The 18,621-nt window shown below is 69.1% G+C and carries 19 protein-coding genes; 12 read left to right on the plus strand and 7 right to left on the minus strand.

Annotated elements, in window-relative coordinates:
* Positions 1-60: 60 nt before the first annotated feature.
* Both BOX37_RS23110 and BOX37_RS23115 read right to left on the minus strand, forming a co-directional pair.
* Positions 61-1,719 (minus strand): ABC transporter permease, encoded by a 1,659-nt coding sequence (locus tag BOX37_RS23110; protein ID WP_240505018.1) that lies wholly within the window; start codon positions 1,717-1,719, stop codon positions 61-63.
* Positions 1,716-2,630 (minus strand): ABC transporter ATP-binding protein, encoded by a 915-nt coding sequence (locus tag BOX37_RS23115; RefSeq protein WP_071929464.1) that lies wholly within the window; start codon positions 2,628-2,630, stop codon positions 1,716-1,718. The genes BOX37_RS23110 and BOX37_RS23115 overlap by 4 nt, the downstream gene beginning before the upstream one ends.
* An 89-nt stretch (positions 2,631-2,719) precedes the next feature.
* On the opposite strand from BOX37_RS23115, the gene BOX37_RS23120 reads away from it, so the two are divergent.
* Both BOX37_RS23120 and BOX37_RS23125 read left to right on the plus strand, forming a co-directional pair.
* On the plus strand, positions 2,720-3,229 hold the full coding sequence (locus BOX37_RS23120) for a GbsR/MarR family transcriptional regulator (protein ID WP_084760011.1): 510 nt from the start codon (positions 2,720-2,722) through the stop codon (positions 3,227-3,229).
* A gap of 11 nt (positions 3,230-3,240) precedes the next feature.
* Positions 3,241-3,729 (plus strand): GbsR/MarR family transcriptional regulator, encoded by a 489-nt coding sequence (locus BOX37_RS23125; RefSeq protein WP_071929465.1) that lies wholly within the window; start codon positions 3,241-3,243, stop codon positions 3,727-3,729.
* 8 nt (positions 3,730-3,737) lie between these two features.
* On the opposite strand, the gene BOX37_RS23130 is transcribed toward BOX37_RS23125, so the two are convergent.
* Entirely contained in the window at positions 3,738-4,220 is a 483-nt protein-coding gene (locus BOX37_RS23130) for a TspO/MBR family protein (RefSeq protein ID WP_084760013.1), read from the minus strand.
* Positions 4,221-4,510: 290 nt separating this feature from the next.
* On the opposite strand from BOX37_RS23130, the gene BOX37_RS23135 reads away from it, so the two are divergent.
* Both BOX37_RS23135 and BOX37_RS23140 read left to right on the plus strand, forming a co-directional pair.
* On the plus strand, positions 4,511-4,744 hold the full coding sequence (locus tag BOX37_RS23135) for an anti-sigma factor family protein (protein WP_071929467.1): 234 nt from the start codon (positions 4,511-4,513) through the stop codon (positions 4,742-4,744).
* A gap of 26 nt (positions 4,745-4,770) precedes the next feature.
* A complete protein-coding gene (locus BOX37_RS23140) occupies positions 4,771-5,436 on the plus strand; it encodes an RNA polymerase sigma factor (RefSeq protein ID WP_240505020.1) in 666 nt (221 codons plus the stop codon).
* 16 nt (positions 5,437-5,452) lie between these two features.
* Here BOX37_RS23140 and BOX37_RS23145 read toward each other — a convergent pair whose 3' ends face one another.
* A complete protein-coding gene (locus tag BOX37_RS23145; RefSeq protein WP_071929469.1) occupies positions 5,453-5,959 on the minus strand; it encodes a DM13 domain-containing protein in 507 nt (168 codons plus the stop codon).
* A gap of 143 nt (positions 5,960-6,102) precedes the next feature.
* Between BOX37_RS23145 and BOX37_RS23150 the strand changes: the two genes are divergently transcribed.
* The 6 genes from BOX37_RS23150 (at position 6,103) to BOX37_RS23175 (ending at position 13,423) form a co-directional block, all read left to right on the plus strand.
* Positions 6,103-6,699 carry a TetR/AcrR family transcriptional regulator gene (locus tag BOX37_RS23150; protein ID WP_071929470.1) on the plus strand — a complete coding sequence of 199 codons (597 nt, stop codon included), beginning with the start codon at positions 6,103-6,105 and terminating at the stop codon, positions 6,697-6,699.
* 47 nt (positions 6,700-6,746) lie between these two features.
* On the plus strand, positions 6,747-7,232 hold the full coding sequence (locus tag BOX37_RS23155) for an Lrp/AsnC family transcriptional regulator (protein ID WP_071929471.1): 486 nt from the start codon (positions 6,747-6,749) through the stop codon (positions 7,230-7,232).
* Positions 7,233-7,424: 192 nt separating this feature from the next.
* Positions 7,425-10,898, plus strand: a complete 3,474-nt coding sequence (locus BOX37_RS23160; RefSeq protein ID WP_071929472.1) for an indolepyruvate ferredoxin oxidoreductase family protein — start codon at positions 7,425-7,427, stop codon at positions 10,896-10,898.
* 162 nt (positions 10,899-11,060) lie between these two features.
* Positions 11,061-12,143 (plus strand): Glu/Leu/Phe/Val family dehydrogenase, encoded by a 1,083-nt coding sequence (locus BOX37_RS23165; protein WP_071929473.1) that lies wholly within the window; start codon positions 11,061-11,063, stop codon positions 12,141-12,143.
* 114 nt (positions 12,144-12,257) lie between these two features.
* Complete coding sequence (locus tag BOX37_RS36225) at positions 12,258-12,407, plus strand: amino acid permease C-terminal domain-containing protein (protein WP_420811559.1); 150 nt, start codon at positions 12,258-12,260, stop codon at positions 12,405-12,407.
* A 164-nt stretch (positions 12,408-12,571) separates the two neighbouring features.
* The gene (locus BOX37_RS23175; RefSeq protein WP_071929474.1) at positions 12,572-13,423 is read left to right on the plus strand and encodes a 3-hydroxybutyryl-CoA dehydrogenase; all 852 of its coding nucleotides are present in this window, start codon (positions 12,572-12,574) and stop codon (positions 13,421-13,423) included.
* Positions 13,424-13,474: 51 nt separating this feature from the next.
* On the opposite strand, the gene BOX37_RS23180 is transcribed toward BOX37_RS23175, so the two are convergent.
* From BOX37_RS23180 to BOX37_RS23190, 3 genes are all read right to left on the minus strand, one after another.
* The gene (locus BOX37_RS23180; protein WP_071929475.1) at positions 13,475-13,825 is read right to left on the minus strand and encodes a hypothetical protein; all 351 of its coding nucleotides are present in this window, start codon (positions 13,823-13,825) and stop codon (positions 13,475-13,477) included.
* A gap of 69 nt (positions 13,826-13,894) precedes the next feature.
* Positions 13,895-14,620 (minus strand): IclR family transcriptional regulator, encoded by a 726-nt coding sequence (locus BOX37_RS23185; RefSeq protein WP_071929476.1) that lies wholly within the window; start codon positions 14,618-14,620, stop codon positions 13,895-13,897.
* On the minus strand, positions 14,617-16,119 hold the full coding sequence (locus tag BOX37_RS23190; protein ID WP_071929477.1) for an APC family permease: 1,503 nt from the start codon (positions 16,117-16,119) through the stop codon (positions 14,617-14,619). Before BOX37_RS23190 ends, BOX37_RS23185 begins: the two co-directional genes overlap by 4 nt.
* A gap of 251 nt (positions 16,120-16,370) precedes the next feature.
* On the opposite strand from BOX37_RS23190, the gene BOX37_RS23200 reads away from it, so the two are divergent.
* Both BOX37_RS23200 and BOX37_RS23205 read left to right on the plus strand, forming a co-directional pair.
* Positions 16,371-17,939: a flavin monoamine oxidase family protein gene (locus BOX37_RS23200; protein ID WP_071929479.1), complete on the plus strand. Its 1,569-nt coding sequence runs from the start codon at positions 16,371-16,373 to the stop codon at positions 17,937-17,939.
* A gap of 29 nt (positions 17,940-17,968) precedes the next feature.
* A complete protein-coding gene (locus BOX37_RS23205; RefSeq protein WP_071929480.1) occupies positions 17,969-18,613 on the plus strand; it encodes a Rid family hydrolase in 645 nt (214 codons plus the stop codon).
* Positions 18,614-18,621: the final 8 nt, after the last annotated feature.

The following is an 18,621-nucleotide window of genomic DNA, read 5'->3' on the forward strand; positions in this document are numbered from 1 at the left end:
TCTTCCTGTCGTTCGTCGTGCTGCCCGTCCGGCCGGTGCCGAGACGCGCAGCACGAGCGGCTATTTCGAATGCACATCCCGCCGACGGAATCCGAGGAATCCGAGTGCGGCCGCCGCACCGGCGAAGACGGTGAGCCACCACAGGGCGGGCCACCGGACGGTATCCATCGGCAGCCGGGCGATGTGTTCGAACGGTGACAGATCGTGTACCCACCCCGGCAGGTCCATGATCGCGCCGAAGAAGCCGAGGACCATTGCGAATCCGAACAGTGCCCAGGTCGCGCCGATCGCACGCGGTGCCACCCCGTACAGCAGCGCCGCCACCGCCAGCACCACCAGCACAGCGGGCAGGTAGACCAGATGCGCTGCCGTGGCCGCCCAGACATAGCCGCCGTCGCCGACCGACAGCGCGGTCGACAACCCGAACACCAGACCGGTCACCAGCAACAACAGCACCGCGCCGAGGGCGGTCACGCCGATGTTGGCGAAGTACCAGGCGCGGCGCCCGACCGCCGTGGCCAGGACCGGGTCGGCGCGACCTCTGGTCTCCTCACCGCGCAGACCCCCGACGCCGAGGATGACGAACACGGTGATCAGGAGCGCGTCGAACAGGGCCATGGTGCCGACATAGCCGTCCAGCATCCGCGAGGCATCTCCGCCCATCACCTCCACGAGTTGATCCGGCAGGTCCTCGAAGGATGCGACGATCGAGTTGCCGATGCCCCCGTACAGCGCCGACGACGCGATCAGCGCGCATCCCCAGCCGATCAGGCCGGCGCGCTGCAAGCGGAAGGCCAGCGCGGACGGCGAATTCAGCCATCGCGGGGCGTGCGGTGAACCCGGTCGTGGCGGGACCAGTCCGGCACCGAGATCACGGCGGGTCGACAACACATACGCCACCGCGACGGTGACCACCACGAACACCACCGACAAGCCCAACGGCCACCAGCGCCCGTCGGCGTAGGCCCGCGTCTGCTGGGACCAGGCCAGCGGGGACAACCATGACAGCGCGCTCCCGCCTTCACGCATCGCGTCACCCGCGGCGCGGAGCACGTAGGCCAGGCCCAGAATCGCACCACTGAGTCCGGCCGCCGCCCGCGAGTAGGCGGTGATCTGTACGGTCACCGCGGTGACCGCGGCGAACACCAGACCCGCCATTCCGACACTGGCGCCGAACAACAGCGCGTCATCGGTGGCCAGACCGGCCGCCGCGATCGAACCCGCGACCGCCAGCGCCAGGATCAGGTCCGCCACCACCGCCACCAGCAACGCGGCGGTGAGCTGGGCGTGCCTGCCGACGACGTCGGCGCGCACGAGTTCGGCCCGGCCATTCTGCTCTTCGACGCGAGTGTGCCGCGACACCAGCAAGATGTTCATCAGGGCGGCGAGCAGCAGGAAGTACAGGCCGTAGATCGCGACGATCAGCGATTCGACGGACGGATCCGCCAGGCCGTAGCCCGGCCCGGAGAGCAGGGCGCCGACCACACCCCGGCCGAACTGGCTCACCGCCCGCAGATCGTCCTCGGTCTGGTAGATCTGCGGCAGGGCCGACCCGTAGTAGAGCCCCATGAGCGCGATGCCGAGAATCCACGCGGGCAGCTTCACGCGGTCGCGGCGCAGGAAGAATCGGGCCAGGATCAGCGTCCCCACCAGCGCTTGCGGGCGTGGGCTCACTCGACGGTGTGGCGCGACGCCGGGCACAGTGGCGGTCGCGGTCATACCGCTGCTCCGTTCCCGGTCGCGGCCAGTTCATCGCCGTAGTGGCGAAGCATCAGTTCCTCGAGGGTCGGCGGGTGGCTGGTCAGCGAACGGATACCGGCGATCCCGAGTCGGCCGATCGCGGCGTCCAGCGCGGCACCATCGACATCAAAACGCACCCGATCGCCCTCGGTGACGACCTTGTACACACCGTCGAGCTCGGCCAGGCCCGCCACCGCACGAGTGGTCACCGCTTCCACGGTGGTCCTGGTCAGATGCCGCAATTCGGTGAGCGTGCCCGATTGCACCGTCCGGCCGTGCCGGATGATGCTGACGCGGTCGGCGAGCTTCTCGACCTGCGCGAGGATATGGCTGGACAACAGCACCGTGGCACCGGCCGACTTGGCCTCGTGGACGACGTCCTGGAACACGACCTCCATCAACGGGTCAAGCCCTGCGGTCGGCTCGTCGAGCAGGAACAGCTCCACATCGGCCGCCAGCGCGGCGATCAGCGCGACCTTCTGCCGGTTTCCCTTGGAATAGGTGCGTCCCTTCTTGGTGGGGTCGAGGTCGAAACGTTCGATCAGTTCGGCGCGGCGCGCGGTGTTCAGGCCCCCGCGCAGCCTGCCGAACAGATCGATGGCCTCACCCCCGGTGAGATTGGGCCACAGCTCGACATCACCGGGAACGTAGGCGAGCCTGCGGTGCAGCGCGACCGCGTCCGCCCACGGATCGCCGCCGAGCAACCGCACCTCGCCACTGTCGGCCCGAAGCAGCCCGAGCAAGGTGCGGATGGTCGTGGTCTTTCCGGCGCCGTTGGGGCCGAGGAACCCGTGGACTTCCCCGTGTGCCACTTCCAGATCCAGGCCGTCCAGGGCCGATGTCGAGCCAAAAGACTTGTGCAACCCGGAGATTGCGATCGCGGTGTCCATGCGGCAAGCGTACACACTTTTCACAAATTTGTGAATGTTATGACAGCTATGATGGAACTGGTCCGAAATCACCCGAGAGGAGGCCGGTCGTGGACGAGGGCGATCCGCAGGAGGAAGCCGTGATGCGGTTCGTCGAGCAGTTCGCGCTCCTGCTCACCGACTCGGGGATGCCGCGGATGTCCGCCCGCGTGTTCGCCTACGTGCTGGCCGACGACGCCGACCGCTATACCGCTCAGGAACTGTCGACCGGACTGCGAGTGAGTCCCGCGGCGATCTCCGGCGCCGTCCGTCATCTCGTCCGGATCGGACTGCTCGGCCGCGAACGCGAGCCCGGCGCCCGCAGCGACACCTATCGGGTCTACGACGACGACGTCTGGTACGCGATCACGATGCAGCGCCAGGACGCGCTCGACCGCTCCATACGCTTTCTCGGCGAGGGCGTCGAACTGCTCGACCAGGCCAGACCCGGCGCCCGGCGAGTGCGCGAGACGCTGGAGTACTACCGGTTCATGCGCGCCGAACTGCCGGCGGCGATGCAACGGTGGCGCGTCAGGCACGACGAGCTGTTCGCGAATCCGCTCGGTACACCGAATCAGTGAAAGGGACTCTCGTGACAGAGGTTTCGAGTTCATCGCACGCCGACGGCACAGTGCGATTCATCGAGAAACTCGCCCTCGGCCTGGTCGACATGGGGTGGCCGCGCACTCCGGCGCGCGTGTTCGGCGCGCTGCTGGTCACCGACAGCGGACGCCTGACCGCCGGTGAGCTCGCCGATACCTTGTCCATCAGTCCCGCCGCGGTCTCGGGCGCCGTGCGCTACCTCGACCAGGTGGGCATCGTCGCCAAGGAGCGCGTGCCCGGACAGCGCCGCGACAGCTATCGCCTCTACGACGACCTCTGGTACGCCAGTTTCATCAAACGCGACCGGCTGATGAAGATGTGGGCCGACACCGCTTCCGAAGGCATGGGTCTGCTCGGCGCGGACAGCGACGCGGGCAAACGGCTGGCCGACATGCGGGACTTCTTCGAGTTCTTCGCCGCCGAGCTACCCGCCATGTTCGACCGGTGGCACGCTCAACGACCTGGTCGAGACGCCTGACCCGGCCGTCAATTCAACTGCCACAGCCCGTACATCCACGCGAGGTCGTACACCAGCCAGACCGCGTAGCCGCCGAGCAGCGCGCCGGCGATCCGGTCGGCCCTGCGGTAGACATACCGCGCGACCAGCGCGACGTACAGCGCGAACGGCCACAGCACGGCGAAGGCCAGAAACAGGTCGTGCCAGCCGAACAGCACCACGTTCCACAATTCGTTGCCGAGCATGATGCCCAGCGTCACAGCGAGCGGAACGAACCGGCTCGGGTCCTCGCGTCCGGCGCGCGTCACGCCGAGCAGACGAAACAACACCACCGTGAAGGCGCAGTAGTAGATCGCGCCGACGACACCCCAGCCCCACAACGGCAGCCCGAACGCCGGCTGGCGCAATCCGCGGTACCACCCCGACAGCGCGTCACCGGCCGCCACCGCGCCGATGGCCGCGGAGATCACCACGATCACGACGGCGATGATCAACCGAACGATCGTGCTCACCGAGCCCCTTCCGCTCGCCTCGCCGTGGTCAGCTCGCCATCAGCACACCGAGCACGGGCGCGGCGAGTCCACGCCTTGACGCGGCGGCGTCGAGAGGTTCCCGTTGTCGAACGACACGTTCCTGAGGATAGTCGCCCGACCTGCACTTCGGGTGGCCGCGCACGCCCGTGCACCGGATCGACGCACCAGTGCCGCAGTCCGGGCTCGGCGTTACCGGGCGACCATCGATATGCTGAGCGGGATGGACCTCGGTGACAGCATCCTGCGAGAACTCTCCCCCGTGGCGCGCTATGGATTGTGACGAATTCGTCGAGCTGGTCACGGCTTTCCTCGACGACGCGCTCGACGAGCACACCGAGCGGCGCTTCATCGCCCATCTCGCCGAGTGCGACGGCTGCGAAATCTACCTCGACCAGATGCGCGCGACGATCAGCGAAGTCGGTTCGCTGCACATGGTGGATCTGTCCGACGGTGCCCGCTCCAGCTTGCTGGCCGCGTTCCGTGATTGGAACACCCGACCGTGACGGCGACGCCAGGGCGGAGAGAGTCCGTGGTCGGCCAGTCCCCGATGCCCGCCGACGACGAGCTGGTCGAGCGCCTGCGCGACGGCGACGACTCGGCCTTCGCCGTGATTCTCGGCGCCTGGTCGGGGTCGATGCTGCGACTGGCGATGTCGTTCGTCTCGACCCCGGCCTCGGCCGAGGAAGTCGTCCAGGACACCTGGCTCGCGGTCATCCGCGGAATCGACGGATTCGAGGGCCGGTCGGCGCTGAAGACCTGGGTGTTCCGCATCCTGGTCAACACGGCGAAAAAGCGCGGCATCAAGGAACACCGCACCGTGCCCTTCGGCAGCCTGCTGCCCGAAGACAGCGGACCCACCGTCGATCCGGACCGATTCCGTCCGGCCGACGATCCCCATCCCGGCCACTGGCGGCCCGGCGAGAAGCCCCGGCGTTGGTCCGAACCGGAGGACGCCGCCGAACGGGTGGAGTTGGGGAACGTGCTCGCCGCCGCGATCGCGCAGCTCCCCGCCCGCAGCCGGGTCGTGCTGACCCTGCGGGACGCGGAAGGCTATACCTGCGAAGAGGTTTGCGCACTGCTCGAGATCACCCCGGGCAATCAACGAGTGATCCTGCACCGCGCCCGCGCGGCCGTCCGCGCCCAGCTGGAGCCGTACTTCCGCACGATCACCGGCGACGTGACCACGGAGAGCTGATCGGCGCGGAACCGGCTCAGGCCAGGGTGAGCGCGGCGGCGCCGAAGGACACAGCGAACCGCTCGCACCAGATGGTGACCGTGCGCAGCTCCGTCAGATCGGTCCCCGCCGGCACCGCGTAGTTCTGGTTGCCCTCGTTGCCCTTCAGCGCGCCCAAATCGACGTGCCTGCCGTCGTCGAGATTGCGGCCCAGTCCTGTCGGTTCGACGGGTTGGTCACTGAGCCACACCCGCAGGGCCGGACCGTCGGAGGTGCGCAGGTCGGCGAGCCGAAGGGTGACCGTGCCGTCGGGCAGCGCCGTCACCGTCACCGTCCCGGAGGTCGAATGCTCGTGCGACAGGAACGAACCCGTGGCGATCGTGCGCGCTGTCCCGCCGTCGGGGGCGACGACCACGGTTTCGTCGACACGGACGGTGGTGAAGGCCCGCCAGGGCTGGAACAAGTACAGGCCGACCGCCACGAGGGCGGCCAGGAACAGAGCGAGCGCCGAGAGTACGCGGCGCCGGGTGGGAGTGGAGGCCATGAGATCTTCCGTTCGGTGAGAGGTCGGCGCGCGCCTCATCGACGGACACACACCGTGAACCCAGTGCCTCGCACTCCAGTGCGCGTTACAGCGGCCAAGGATCAAACGAACCGTTTCGTCTCGATGCGTTGTAGGCTGCGGGCATGTCGAATGCCCAGAGTCCGGCGACCTCCCGGCGCAGTGAGCGGTCCCGACAGGCCATCCTCACCGCCACCCGCGAGCTGGTCTCCGAGGTGGGATACGGGAAGGTGTCGATCGAGGCCATCGCGGCGCGGGCCGGGGTCGGCAAGCAGACGATCTATCGATGGTGGCCGTCCAAGGGGGCGGTGATCTTCGATTCGTTCCTGGCGCTCAGCGAGGTCACCGGGCAGGAGGCGGCGCTGCCCGATACCGGCGATCTCGCGGCCGACCTGAGACTCGTCCTGCGCGCGACCGTGGCCGAGTTCGCCGACCCCGACTTCGAGCGCCCGATTCGCGCGCTCAACATCGAGATCATTCATGACAGTGAACTCGCCATCCAGTACCGCGAGAAGCTGGCCGCGCCGGTGGACGAGATCAAGAAGGCCCGGCTGCGCAGTGCGCAAGAAGCGGGCCAGCTCGATCCCGATGCCGATCTCGATCTGGTCCTCGAGTTCCTCTACGCGCCCCTGTTCCAGCGCTGGCTCCTGCGGTCGGGACCGCTGACCGCCGACTACGCCGATTCCCTCGTGGAGACCACCTTGCGGGCCTTCCGCCCCTGACCAGGCAGGCCGCGCCGCCATGATGTGCCCGCGTGCCACAATGCGGCATGACCATCAAGTTCGACGCGCTGGATTCCGCGTTGCTGGCCGAACTGGCCGACGACCCGCGCGTGCCGATCCTCGAGCTGGCCCAGCGCCTCGGCGTCGCCCGCAACACGGTGCAGGCGCGGATGAAGCGGCTCGAGTCCTCCGGGGCGGTGCGCGGCTACCCGCCCGACGTCGACCTGCAGGCGATCGGCTTCGCGGTGCACGCGTTCCTCGGTGTCGAACTCGACCAGAACCGGATCGACCCGATCATCGAGACGCTGCGCGGGTTCCCGCACGTCCTCGAGGTGCACGCCACCACCGGCCGCGCCGACCTGCTGGTCCGCATCGCCGCGCGCTCGCAGCAGGATCTGCTCGAGATCATCCAGCGGGTGCACGCCATCGACGGCGTGAACCACACCGAGACAATGCTCGCCCTGGCGACCCCGATCGGCTACCGGAGCCTGCCGCTGGTCGACCACTTGACCCATCGCTCGACCGACATGTGACCCAGGTCTCCCACCTCGAGCAGACTGACACCTCCACCGCAGTGGCGTAGCTCACTTTTGCGCAGAATGATCAACTTTCCGACCGACTGTTGACACCGATCACCCCACCACGGCAGATTTCGCTGCACCGACAGCAAATTCCTTCGTTGCGCAGCTCGCGATCCGGGTTGTGGAAAGTGTGGTGAGGCGTTCATGACCACCATCGTCTGTCCCAGTGCCGGAGCGCAGGCCCAGGCGGGGGCACCCTACGATCTCGCCGATCGCTATCGCTCCGGGGCGGGTCCGGTGCTGCTCACCGGCGTCCAGGCCATCGCCCGGCTGCTCGTGGAACAGCAGGTGCGCGATCTGCGCGCCGGGCGCCGGGTGGCGACGTTCGTGTCCGGCTACCAGGGCAGCCCGTTGGGCGGGGTGGACAAGATGCTGCTCGGCATGCCGGAGGTTCGCGCCGAACACGACATCACCTTCGTCCCCGGGTTCAACGAGGAACTCGCCGCCACCGCGGTCTGGGGCAGCCAGGCGGACCTGCCCACCGGGACGGCGACCCACGACGGCGTGGTCGGCGTCTGGTACGGCAAGGGGCCCGGCGTCGACCGGGCCACCGACGCGATCCGGCACGCGAACATGTACGGGGTGAACCCGCGCGGTGGCATGCTGCTGCTGGTGGGCGACGATCCGGCGGCGAAGTCGTCGACCGTGCCCGCGGTGAGCGAGCGCTCGCTGGCCGCGATGGGCGTGCCGGTGCTGTTCCCGCGCACTGCGCGGGAGATCATCACCCTCGGCATGCAGGGCATCGCGCTGTCGCGGGCCTCGGGGTGCGTGGTGGCGCTGAAGATCGTCGCCGATGTCGCCGACGGCGCGTGGACGGTGGACGCGGACGTGGCGAACCTCGTCGTCACGGTTCCCGAGGTCCACTGGGAGGGAAGACCGTTCGCCTACCGGCAGCGGCCGATGGCGGCGCCCTCGGACAGCGTGCTGGCCGAAGCCGATCTCTACGGTCCCCGCTGGGAGATGGTGCACGCCTACTCGGCGGCCAATGTCCTGGATGTGATCGAGGTGGATCCCGCGGGAGCCAAGCTCGGGATCGCCGCCACCGGAACCACTTTCGATGCCCTCCGCCAGGGACTGCTGGACCTCGGCGTCGACGAGGCAGCCCTGCACCGGGCCGGAATCCGGCTGCTGCGCATCGGCATGCCCTATCCGGTCGGCGCGACCGCGGTCACCGAATTCGCCCGCGGCCTGGACGAACTCGTCGTGGTCGAGGACAAGACCGCGTTCATCGAGACCCAGATCCGCGAGATCCTCTACGGCACCCCCCACGCCCCGCGCGTCCTCGGCAAACGCGACGAGCGTGGGGCCCGGCTGATACCGGTCGACGGCGAGCTCACCCCGGGTCGGCTGCTCGCGCCACTGCGCCGGGTACTGCACGGCCGGGTGGAGCTGAAACGGGCCGCGCCACCGCCACTTCCGCTGGAGGTCCTGTCCGCCCAGCGGACCCCGTACTTCTGCAGCGGCTGTCCGCACAACCGCTCGACCGCGCTGCCCGAGGGTTCGATCGGCGGCGGCGGGATCGGCTGTCACACCCTGGTGACGATGTCGGGACGCAGCGACAGCGCGGTCACCGGACTGACCCAGATGGGCGGCGAGGGCAGCCAGTGGATCGGGCAGGCGCCGTTCACCGACGTACCGCATCTGTTCCAGAACATCGGCGACGGCACCTTCTTCCACTCCGGACAGCTGGCGGTGCAGGCGTGTGTCGCGGCAGGGGTGAACATCACCTACAAGCTGCTCTACAACGAGGTCGTCGCGATGACCGGCGCCCAGGACGTGGAGGGCGTGCTCACCGTCGCTCAGCTGACCCACAAGCTCACGACCGAGGGTGTCCGGCAGATCATCGTCTGCGCCGACGAACCCCAGCGGCATCGCAAGCGCTCCCTCGCCAAGGGCACACTGCTGTGGCACCGCGACCGGCTCGACGAGGCCCAGCGGATGCTGCGCGAGATCGAGGGTGTCACCGTGCTGATCTACGACCAGCACTGCGCCGCCGACGCGCGCAGGCAGCGCAAGCGCGGCACCCTGCCGGTCCGCACCACCCGGGTCGTGATCAACGAGGCGGTCTGTGAGGGCTGTGGCGACTGCGGCACGAAATCGAACTGCCTGTCCGTGCAGCCGGTCGACACGGAGTTCGGGCGCAAGACCCGCATCGATCAGAGCTCCTGCAATACCGACTACAGCTGCCTCGACGGTGATTGCCCGTCGTTCGTCACGGTGGAGGTACCGGAGGAGACGCGAAAGGCCAAGCGTCGCAAGGCCGCCGAACCGCCGGCCGTAGCCGATCCGGGGCTGGGCGCGCCGCAGCGGACCCAGAACGTGTTGATCGCGGGCATCGGCGGCACCGGCATCGTGACGGTGAACCAGGTCCTGGCCACCGCCGCGCTGCGCGCCGGGTACGCGGTGGAGAGCCTGGACCAGATCGGGATGAGCCAGAAGGCCGGCCCGGTGGTCTCGCACCTGCGGTTCGCCGCCACGGAACTGGAGCCGTCCAACCGGCTGACCCCGGGCAGCGCGGACTGCCTGCTCGCCGTCGACCTGCTCACCGCGACCGAATCCCGCTACCTCCAGTACGGCGACGTGGACCGGACCATCGCGGTGGCCTCGACGAGCCAGACGCCGACCGGCGACATGGTCTACGACAAGTCGGTCGACTATCCCGCCACCGATGCCCTACTGGATCGTCTCGCGGCGGTGTCACATTCGATCAATCACTTCGATGCCCTCGCCGCGGCGCAGACCCTGTTCGGCAACACCGCCTCGGCCAACTTCCTGATCGTCGGCGCGGCCGTGCAGTCCGGTGGGCTGCTGCTGCCCGCGTCGGCGGTCGAGGAGGCCATCGAAATCAACGGTGTCGCCGTGGCGGCCACGATCGCGGCATTCCGGTGGGGGCGCGTCGCCGTCGCCGAACCGGGCGCGTTCGCGGCGGCCGTCGGTCAGGGGCAGCCGCGGCGCAGCACCGCGACGGTTCCGCCGGAACTGCTGGCGCACATCGGTCTTCACGGTGAGGTGCGGCGGCTGGTGGAGTTGCGGGCCGCGAATCTGATCGACTATCAGAGCATCGCGGTGGCGCGGCGCTATGTCGAGACCGTCGACCTCGTGTGGTCGGCGGAGCGGACGGTCACCGAGCGCACCGATTTCAGCGAGGCGGTGGCGCGCGGGCTGTACAAGTTCACCGCCTACAAGGACGAGTACGAAGTGGCCCGGCTGCTGGTCGATCCCGCGTTCCTCGACGAGGTACGCGCCCAGGTGCCGGGCGGTGAGAAACTCACCTACAAGCTGCATCCGCCCGCACTGCGGGCCATGGGCCGACGCAAGAAGATCGACCTGACCCCGAAATCGCATGTGGCGCTGAAGGTTCTCGCCAAGGGCAAGTTCCTGCGCGGCACCCGCCTCGATCCCTTCGGCTACGCGCACGTCCGCAAGGTCGAGCGGGAACTGCTGGCCGACTACACCGCGATGGTGCGCCGACTGGCGAACGATCTGGACGCCGAGAACTACGACACCGCGACCGCGGCAGCCGCGCTGCCCGATGTGGTGCGTGGCTACGAGGACATCAAGCTCGGCAATGTCGAGGTCTACCGCGCCGGGCTCCGCGACCTCGGCATCGAGAGCTGACCGCGAGACACCGACACTCGTATCGGCAGCCCGATCACGCCGCCGATACGCCACAGCACCACGACCCCGTGGTGCGCCGACACCGCCGCGGACCCGCGGCACCGCACACCGTCGCACCCGGGCACGACCCGCGATGCGCGGCAACCCGAAAGGAATCGAACAGTGACCGTTGTGCACTCCGAGGCAGGCGTCTTCGGCCGATCGCACGAACTGAGCGCCCGCGCCCACGAGCAAGTGGTGTTCTGCGAGGACGACCGGTCCGGGCTGAAAGCGATCATCGCGATCCACTCGACCGCGCTCGGCCCTGCCCTCGGCGGTACCCGCTTCCACCCGTACGCCGACGAATCCGCGGCCTTGCAGGACGTACTGCGCCTGTCCTGGGGCATGACGTACAAGGCCGCGGCCGCGGGTGTCGACCTCGGCGGCGGCAAGGCCGTGATCATCGGCGATCCGGCCACGCAGAAGAGCGAGGAGTTGCTCGCCGCCTACGCCCGCTTCGTGGAGACCCTCGGCGGGCGGTACATCACCGCCGGCGACGTGGGCACCAACACCGACGATCTGGATGTCATCGGCCAGCACACCCGCCACGTCACCGGGCGCAGTGTCGCCGCGGGCGGCAGCGGTGACAGTGCCCGTCTGACCGCCCTCGGCGTCTTCCACGCCATGCGCGCCGGGGCCGAATCCGTGTGGGGCGCACCTACACTGGCCGGGCGCACCGTCGGCATCGAGGGTGTCGGCAAGGTCGGCCGCGAACTCACCGCGCTGCTGCTCGCCGACGGCGCCGAGGTCTGCGTCGCCGATGTGAACGAGGCCGCCCTGCACCGCATCGCCGACGAACAGCCCGCTGTGCGGCTGCTGTCCACGGTGGCCACGGCACCGGTCGACGTGTACGCCCCGTGCGCGATGGGCGCCACTCTCACCGCGTCGAGCGCCGCCGCGATCGAGGCCACGCTGATCTGCGGCGCGGCCAACAACCAGCTCGCCACCCCCGCGGTGGAACAGGCGCTCACCGGTCGCGGCATCACCTGGGTGCCCGATTTCGTCGCCAACGGCGGCGGGCTCATCCAGGTGGCGGGCGAGCTGCGCACCGCCGCTCCGGCCGAGATCGACGACGAGGTGGCCGAGATCTACCCGCGCTGCCGCGAGATCATCGCCGCCGCCAAGGCCGAGGGCATCGGGACCGGCGCCGCCGCCAACCGGTTCGCCGAGCGCCGGCTCGACGCCATCCCCGGTCGCTGTGCATGACCTGAGCGAGCGGACTGACCGTGCTCGTCGGCGTGGTCTGCGCGCTGCCGGCCGGATTCGTCGGCTTCGGCACCCTGGAGGAGATGGTCAACCTCGGCATCCTGCCGGTGGCTGATGCTCGAGCTGTCGGTCAAGACCTGGTTGCGCTTCGCGATCTGGATGGCCCTCGGTGTCATCGTGTATTTCACCTACGGTCGCGGGCACTCGGTCCTCAGGCGCGAACGACCACCCGTGGCCGAGTCCGGGCCCACTCCGGCTCGGTAGCCGAAACCGCTGGGCCGCCCCGCTTGTCGACCCTGGCAGGGGCGACCCGGTCGGTGTCGTCGGACGTGGCGGGCAGCACTTCGCACAGCCTGTGGCACTGAGTGCCAGACAGGGGTGAAATAATCCCAGGGACAAGCAGGGCGACGCGATGGGAAGTGACTGCAGTGGAGTTGATCGGAGTGATCGGTGGCGGCACCATGGGTGCCGGTATCGCCGAGGTGTGCGCCAAAGCCGGTAGCTCGGTGCTGGTGCTCGAGACCAAGCCGGAGTTCGCCGAGGCTGCCCACCAGCGGATCGCCGGGTCGATCAGCAAGGGCGTGGCCCGGGGCAAGATCACCCAGGAGGAGGCCGACGCGGCCATCGCCCGGGTGCGAGTCACCCTCGACATCGACGAGTTCGCCGACCGTGACCTGGTGATCGAGGCCGCGCCGGAGATCGAAGCGGTGAAGTACGAGATCTTCGGCAAGCTGGACAAGATCGTCAAGCCCGAGGGCATTCTCGCCACCAACACCTCCTCGATCCCGGTGATCAAGGTGGCCGGTGCCACCGAGCGGCCCGAGCGGGTCGTCGGCGTGCACTTCTTCAACCCGGTGCCGGTGATGCCGCTGGTCGAGATCATCTCGACCCTGGTGACCGCGCCGGAGGCGGCCACGGCCGTCACCGACTACGCCAAGAACACCCTGGGCAAGCTGACCGTGCAGGCCGGTGACCGCTCCGGCTTCATCGTCAACGCCCTGCTCATCCCCTACCTGTGCTCGGCGATCCGGATGCTCGAGTCCGGCTACGCCACCGCCGAGGACATCGACGCGGCGATGAAGGGCGGCTGCGGCTACCCGATGGGCCCGCTGACCCTGCTCGACACCGTCGGCCTCGACATCGCCCTGGCCGCCTCGGAATCGCTGTACGCGGAGTTCGCCGAGCCGCACCTCGCCCCACCCGCGCTGCTGCGCCGGATGGTCGAGGCGGGCCGCCTCGGCCGCAAGTCCGGTCGCGGGTTCTACGACTACGCGCAGTGAGCCTCCACCCCGCGGGCGCCCACTCGGCGCCTGCGGGGCCGGTCCCCTAGGTCACCGGCTGCGCCCGGCCGCAATTCGCGCAGAAGGCGGCGCCGGCCTGGGATTCGTGGCCGCATTCGCAGCGCACACGCAGGTCGAGGGCGGTGCCGCAGCCGCGCAGAGCCGGAAGTCACCGCGTACTTCCTCGACGGCCTTCGTGAACGCCTTGTCCTTGGTGGCCGAGGCCGATCCGCCCCAGCTGTTGGAGTAGCTCGGCGCGGCATGGGACGCCTTGTACAGGGTGGGGATTCGATCGCCGAACAGGTTGCTCAGCGCGCGGAGCGCACCGCGCCCCCTGGACAGGTAGTTCTGCTGAGAACCGGAGGTGTGGTCGGTGCTGCAGCGGTCGGTGACCCGAACCACTCTGTGCGAGTTGATATCGCACCGGCGGACCGCGGCGCAACGGATAGCGGGCGCCACGCCGACGACACGTCACCGGCGCAGCCGTCGCGCCGAGGCCGTGAGCAGCTCGATGAGCTCGCGATCGTCGACCGCGAGCCGCCCGGTCCGCCCGATCGCGGCCAGTGCGCCGACCACGGCCCCACCGGCCGCGCGGACCGGCACGGCGATCGCGCTGCGCCCGAGCCGGCATTCGTTCACCTCGGTCGCCACGGCGGCGCGGCTGACCCGGCGCAGCTCCTCGGCGAGCGCGACCGGTGAGGTGATGGTGAAGGTGGTGACCCGGCGCAAAGGCGCGGCGACGAGTTCCGGATGATCCGCCATCAGCAGTTTGCCGATCGCGGACGCGTGCGGATGACTGACCAGAACCTTCTCCCCGCCGAGTTCGTGATCGGGATCCTTGTCGACGATCCGGATCCGGCTCCCGGCGAAGGAGGCCAGGTGGATGCCGAAGCGCAGCTGATCGCGCAGCTCAGCCAGGACATGGTCGGGCTCGGGGGCGGCGGCACCAGCCAATTCGCGGGTACGGCGGCCCAGCGCGAAACCCGACAGGTCCTCGATCCGCACCAGATAGCCGTCGGCCACCAGCAGATTCAGCAACCGATAGGCGGTCGCCGGCGGCGTGCCGGTCTGGGCCGCGATCTGTTTCGCGGTGGCGCCGGGCCCCAGCCGCGCGACCGCCTCGAGCAAGGCCAGCGCCTTCTGTACCGCCCTCGGCTCGTGCCCGGTGGGCCCGTCGCGGCGGGTCGAGACGCTCACGACTCGCCGCGACCGGTCCGATTCGCCCCGACCAGGGCGATCGCGCCGCGGGCGTTGATGGCGAACGCCCCGGCGCCGGGCAGCACGTCGGCCGATTCCGGACTGTCGAAAACCCCGATGGCGGTGAGACTTCGGGGCCTGGCACACCAGAGATAGCGGTACCAGACCGCGCCGACGACCAGCACGGCCAGCACCGTCGCCGGGGCGACCAGCACCCCGTAGCGCGCGTCGGAGACCGTCAGATAGCCGAGGACGGCGACCAACGCCGCGGCGCCGAGCAGACCCGCCGCGCGGTCGAGCCGATTCACCTCATCGATCCGGGCGAGGAACAGCACCGCCGCGATCGCGACCAGCACGTAGGCGACCGCGAGCGCGGTCCGGACGGCGGTCTTCACCGGGTCGGGCACGCCGTCGAGGGCGACGAAGGTCAGCCCGGCTGCCGTCACGATCCCGATGATCACCGTCAAGGCCACGTGCGGGGTCCGCAGGCGCGGTCCGACGCGGGTGAACACCCGTGGCAGCACGCCTTCCACGCTCATCGAATAGACCAGCCGCGAGGCCGCATTGGCCGAGGCCATCGACGAACCGAGCCACGAACACGTCAGGCCGGCGTCGAGCAGCAACACCACCACCAGACTCGAGCCGCCCGCCGTCCCGTACAGGTAGGCGTTGACAACCGCGCCCGCGTGCCCGGACCAGGCGGCCCAGGACGCGAAGATGAACAGCGCCCCGCACAGGACGGGGGTGAGCAGCACGGTGCGGGTCACCGTCACCAGCGGTCTGCGGGTCTCCGGCGCGAAGAACGTGGCGCTCTCGAATCCGGCGAGCGCGAACAGCGCCACCATCGCAACCGCGAGCACCGCGGGCACATTCGCCGCGACCGGGGTGACCGGCGCCGCCGGACCCGAGACCAGCATGAGCCCCACGATGAAGGCCAGCGAACACGCCTCGACCGCGAGGATCGCGATGGCGGCGAACCGCACCCCGCGCACCAGCACCGCGCCGATGAGCACGGCGATGCTCAAATACACCGCCGCGATTCCCCAGCCGCGCACGGTGATTCCGAGTTGGTCGGCCAGCGCCAGCACGGTCTGGGAGCCGTGATACATGGTCAGCGCGGCGCTGCCGAGATACTTCACCAACATGCCGACACCGCAGGTGAGCGCCGCGCGTGGACCCGCGCCGTGGCTGACGAAAGTGTAGAGCCCACCCGCCGCCGAGAGCCGCCGGGTGAACTGGGCGACACAGTGCGCGATCAGGGTGACGACCAGGGTCGCCACGACGATCGTGATCAGTCCGGGTAGCAGGGTCTCGTGGGTGAGCATGGTGACCGGTACCAGCACCATCGACGCCGCGGGCGCGGTGGTCGCCACCGACTGGCCGAGCACCGCGGCGCCGGAGAGCTGTTTGCGGCCGAGCGCGCGCAGCGGAGACAGCGCGGGCCGCTCGGGTTCACCCGCCGCGAACGAACGCGCGAGCGCGTCGGCCAGAGCAGTCACCACTCACCTCCGCCGAACCGTGCCCACTGTGCGGGCGACCCTATCCAGATCGGGTTTCGGCGATATTGCGGTCAGGAGTCCGTCGGTGCACGCCGAGCGAGAATGCGCCGACACCGCTCTCACTCGCCGACCGGTGAACGTTTTCGCCGGTGTAGTCGAACCGACCCGCGCGCTGCGCAGACTTTCGCAGCAGCACATCGAGGATCGGACCGCGGACGGAGTCACCCATGGCAGTCACCAGAAGATCGTTCATGCAGAGCCTCGGGGTCACCGGTGGCGCCGGGCTCGCCTACGGCGCGTTGTCGACGCTGGGCCTCGCCCCGGCGAGCGCACAGGTCTCCTACCGGTCCCCCGCCATGGGCGATCTGATCGGCAAGGCCGGAGCGGGCGCCAGGGTCGCGATCCTCGGCGGCGGTCCGGCCGGGCTGTGCGCGGCCTACGAACTGGGCAAGGCGGGATACGACGTCACCGTGCTCGAGGCGCGGAGCAGGCCGGGCGGGCGGGTGTGGTCGGTGCGCAACGGCACCACCGAGACCGACCTCAACGGCGAGACGCAGACCTGCACCTTCGCCGAGGGTCACTACTTCAATCTGGGCGCGACGCGCATCCCGCAGAGCCACATCACCCTCGACTACTGTCGCGAACTCGGCGTCGAGATCCAGCCGTTCGGCAATCAGAACGCCAACACCCTGGTCAACTACCAGAGCTCGACGCCGATCTCCGGGCAGTCGGTGCAGTACCGGACGGCGAAGGCCGACGTGTACGGGTACATGTCGGAGCTGTTGCAGAAGGCGGCGTCCCGCGGCGCGCTCGACGACGTGCTCTCGGTCGACGACAAAGAAGCGTTGTCGTCGTTCCTGAGCGATTTCGGTGACCTCTCCAGCGACGGCCGCTATCTCGGCTCGTCGCGGCGCGGCTACGATTCCGAACCCGGCGCCGGGCTGAACGTCGGCGACCAGCGCACACCCTTCGGCATGTCCGAGACGATCCGCAGCGGTCTCGGCCGCAACTTCAGCTTCGACTTCGGCTACGACCAGGCCATGATGATGATGACCCCGGTCGGCGGCATGGACCGGATCTACATCGCGTTCCAGCGCGAGATCGGCGACGAGCGAATTCATTTCGGCGCCGAGGTCTCGGCGATGCACAACACCCCGGAGGGGGTGCGGATCGACTACACCCGCGACGGAACGCGCACGTCGCTCGACGCCGACTACTGCATCTGCACGCTGCCGCCCAATCTCGTCGGCCGCCTGGCCAACAACCTGCCCGGCGACGTGCTGACGGCGTTGAAGGCGGCGATCCCGATCTCCTCGGGCAAGCTCGGCATCGAGTACACCCGCCGGTGGTGGGAGCTCGACGACCGCATCTACGGCGGCGCCAGCAACACCGACAAGGACATCTCCCAGATCATGTTCCCCTACGACCACTACCACGGTGATCGCGGTGTGGTGGTCGGCTACTACAACACCGGCAAGCGCCACCTGGCCTTCGAATCCCTCACGCACCGGCAACGATTGGCGAAAGCGATCGACGAAGGCGCGGCGCTGCACGGCGAGAACTACCGGCGCGACATCGCCTCGGCCTTCTCCGGCAGCTGGCGGCGAACCAGGTACTCCGAGGGTGCGTGGGTCGGCTGGTCCGGTAGCGATTCCCACGGCGGGGAAGCCACCGCCGAGTACACGAAGCTGCTCGAGCCGGTCGAGCGGATCTACTTCGCCGGAGACCATCTGTCCAATGCGATCGCCTGGCAACACGGCGCGTTCACCTCCGCCCGCGACGTGGTGACCGCCCTGCACACCCGCGTCGCCGCCAGCTGACACTTCAACCCTCACAAGGAGTATCGACCATGAAGCGAACCATCTATGTGGCCGTGGCGGCCGTGGCGGCGATGACGCTGACCGCCTGTTCCTCCGGCACGGACGCCGCCGAGCCCGACACCGCACCCAGCACCTCGATTCTCGAAGCCGGACAGGCCACTCCGATGATCGCCCAGGGCGTGGTGATCGCCAAGGACGCCGCGATCTACAAGTCCAGCGGCCTCGGCCCCGCCGCGGCCAACAAGGCGGCACCCACCGGCAGTCCCGAATCCTTCATCGACACCAGCCAATTCCCCGACGCGAAGCTGAGCCCGGGCGTCACGATCACCGAGGCACAGGGCATGGCGGCGCTGGCCGCGATCAAGGAGAACCTCGAGGCACAGCGCCTGTCCCTCGATGACGTCATCACCATGCGGGTCTTCCTCGACAACGCCCCCGGAACCGACCGCGCCGACTACGCGGGCTGGAACCGCGCCTACCGCCAGTACTTCGCCAACACCAACCTCGACACCGGCGACACCGAACTCGTTCCCCTCGGCACCGCCGCCCCGGCCGCTCCCCTCGTCCGCAACCCGGCCCGCCCCTCCCGCTTCGCCCTCGAGGTCGCCAGCCTCCCGGTCCCGGGCTGGCTGGTCGAGGTCGAGGTCGACGCCGTCTTCCCCACGGTCGGGTAGGCGCCGCG

Source organism: Nocardia mangyaensis (genome assembly GCF_001886715.1).
Classification (GTDB): Bacteria; Actinomycetota; Actinomycetes; order Mycobacteriales; family Mycobacteriaceae; genus Nocardia; species Nocardia mangyaensis.

Excerpts from the sequence above, each read along its gene's own strand:
- BOX37_RS23110 (WP_240505018.1), bottom strand. The coding sequence starts at position 1,719 with ATGACCGCGACCGCCACTGTGCCCGGCGTCGCGCCACACCGTCGAGTG.
- BOX37_RS23115 (WP_071929464.1), bottom strand. The coding sequence starts at position 2,630 with ATGGACACCGCGATCGCAATCTCCGGGTTGCACAAGTCTTTTGGCTCG.
- BOX37_RS23135 (WP_071929467.1), top strand. The coding sequence starts at position 4,511 with ATGGATTGTGACGAATTCGTCGAGCTGGTCACGGCTTTCCTCGACGAC.
- BOX37_RS23145 (WP_071929469.1), bottom strand. The coding sequence starts at position 5,959 with ATGGCCTCCACTCCCACCCGGCGCCGCGTACTCTCGGCGCTCGCTCTG.
- BOX37_RS23150 (WP_071929470.1), top strand. The coding sequence starts at position 6,103 with ATGTCGAATGCCCAGAGTCCGGCGACCTCCCGGCGCAGTGAGCGGTCC.
- BOX37_RS23155 (WP_071929471.1), top strand. The coding sequence starts at position 6,747 with ATGACCATCAAGTTCGACGCGCTGGATTCCGCGTTGCTGGCCGAACTG.
- BOX37_RS23160 (WP_071929472.1), top strand. The coding sequence starts at position 7,425 with ATGACCACCATCGTCTGTCCCAGTGCCGGAGCGCAGGCCCAGGCGGGG.
- BOX37_RS36225 (WP_420811559.1), top strand. The coding sequence starts at position 12,258 with ATGCTCGAGCTGTCGGTCAAGACCTGGTTGCGCTTCGCGATCTGGATG.
- BOX37_RS23200 (WP_071929479.1), top strand. The coding sequence starts at position 16,371 with ATGCAGAGCCTCGGGGTCACCGGTGGCGCCGGGCTCGCCTACGGCGCG.
- BOX37_RS23205 (WP_071929480.1), top strand. The coding sequence starts at position 17,969 with ATGAAGCGAACCATCTATGTGGCCGTGGCGGCCGTGGCGGCGATGACG.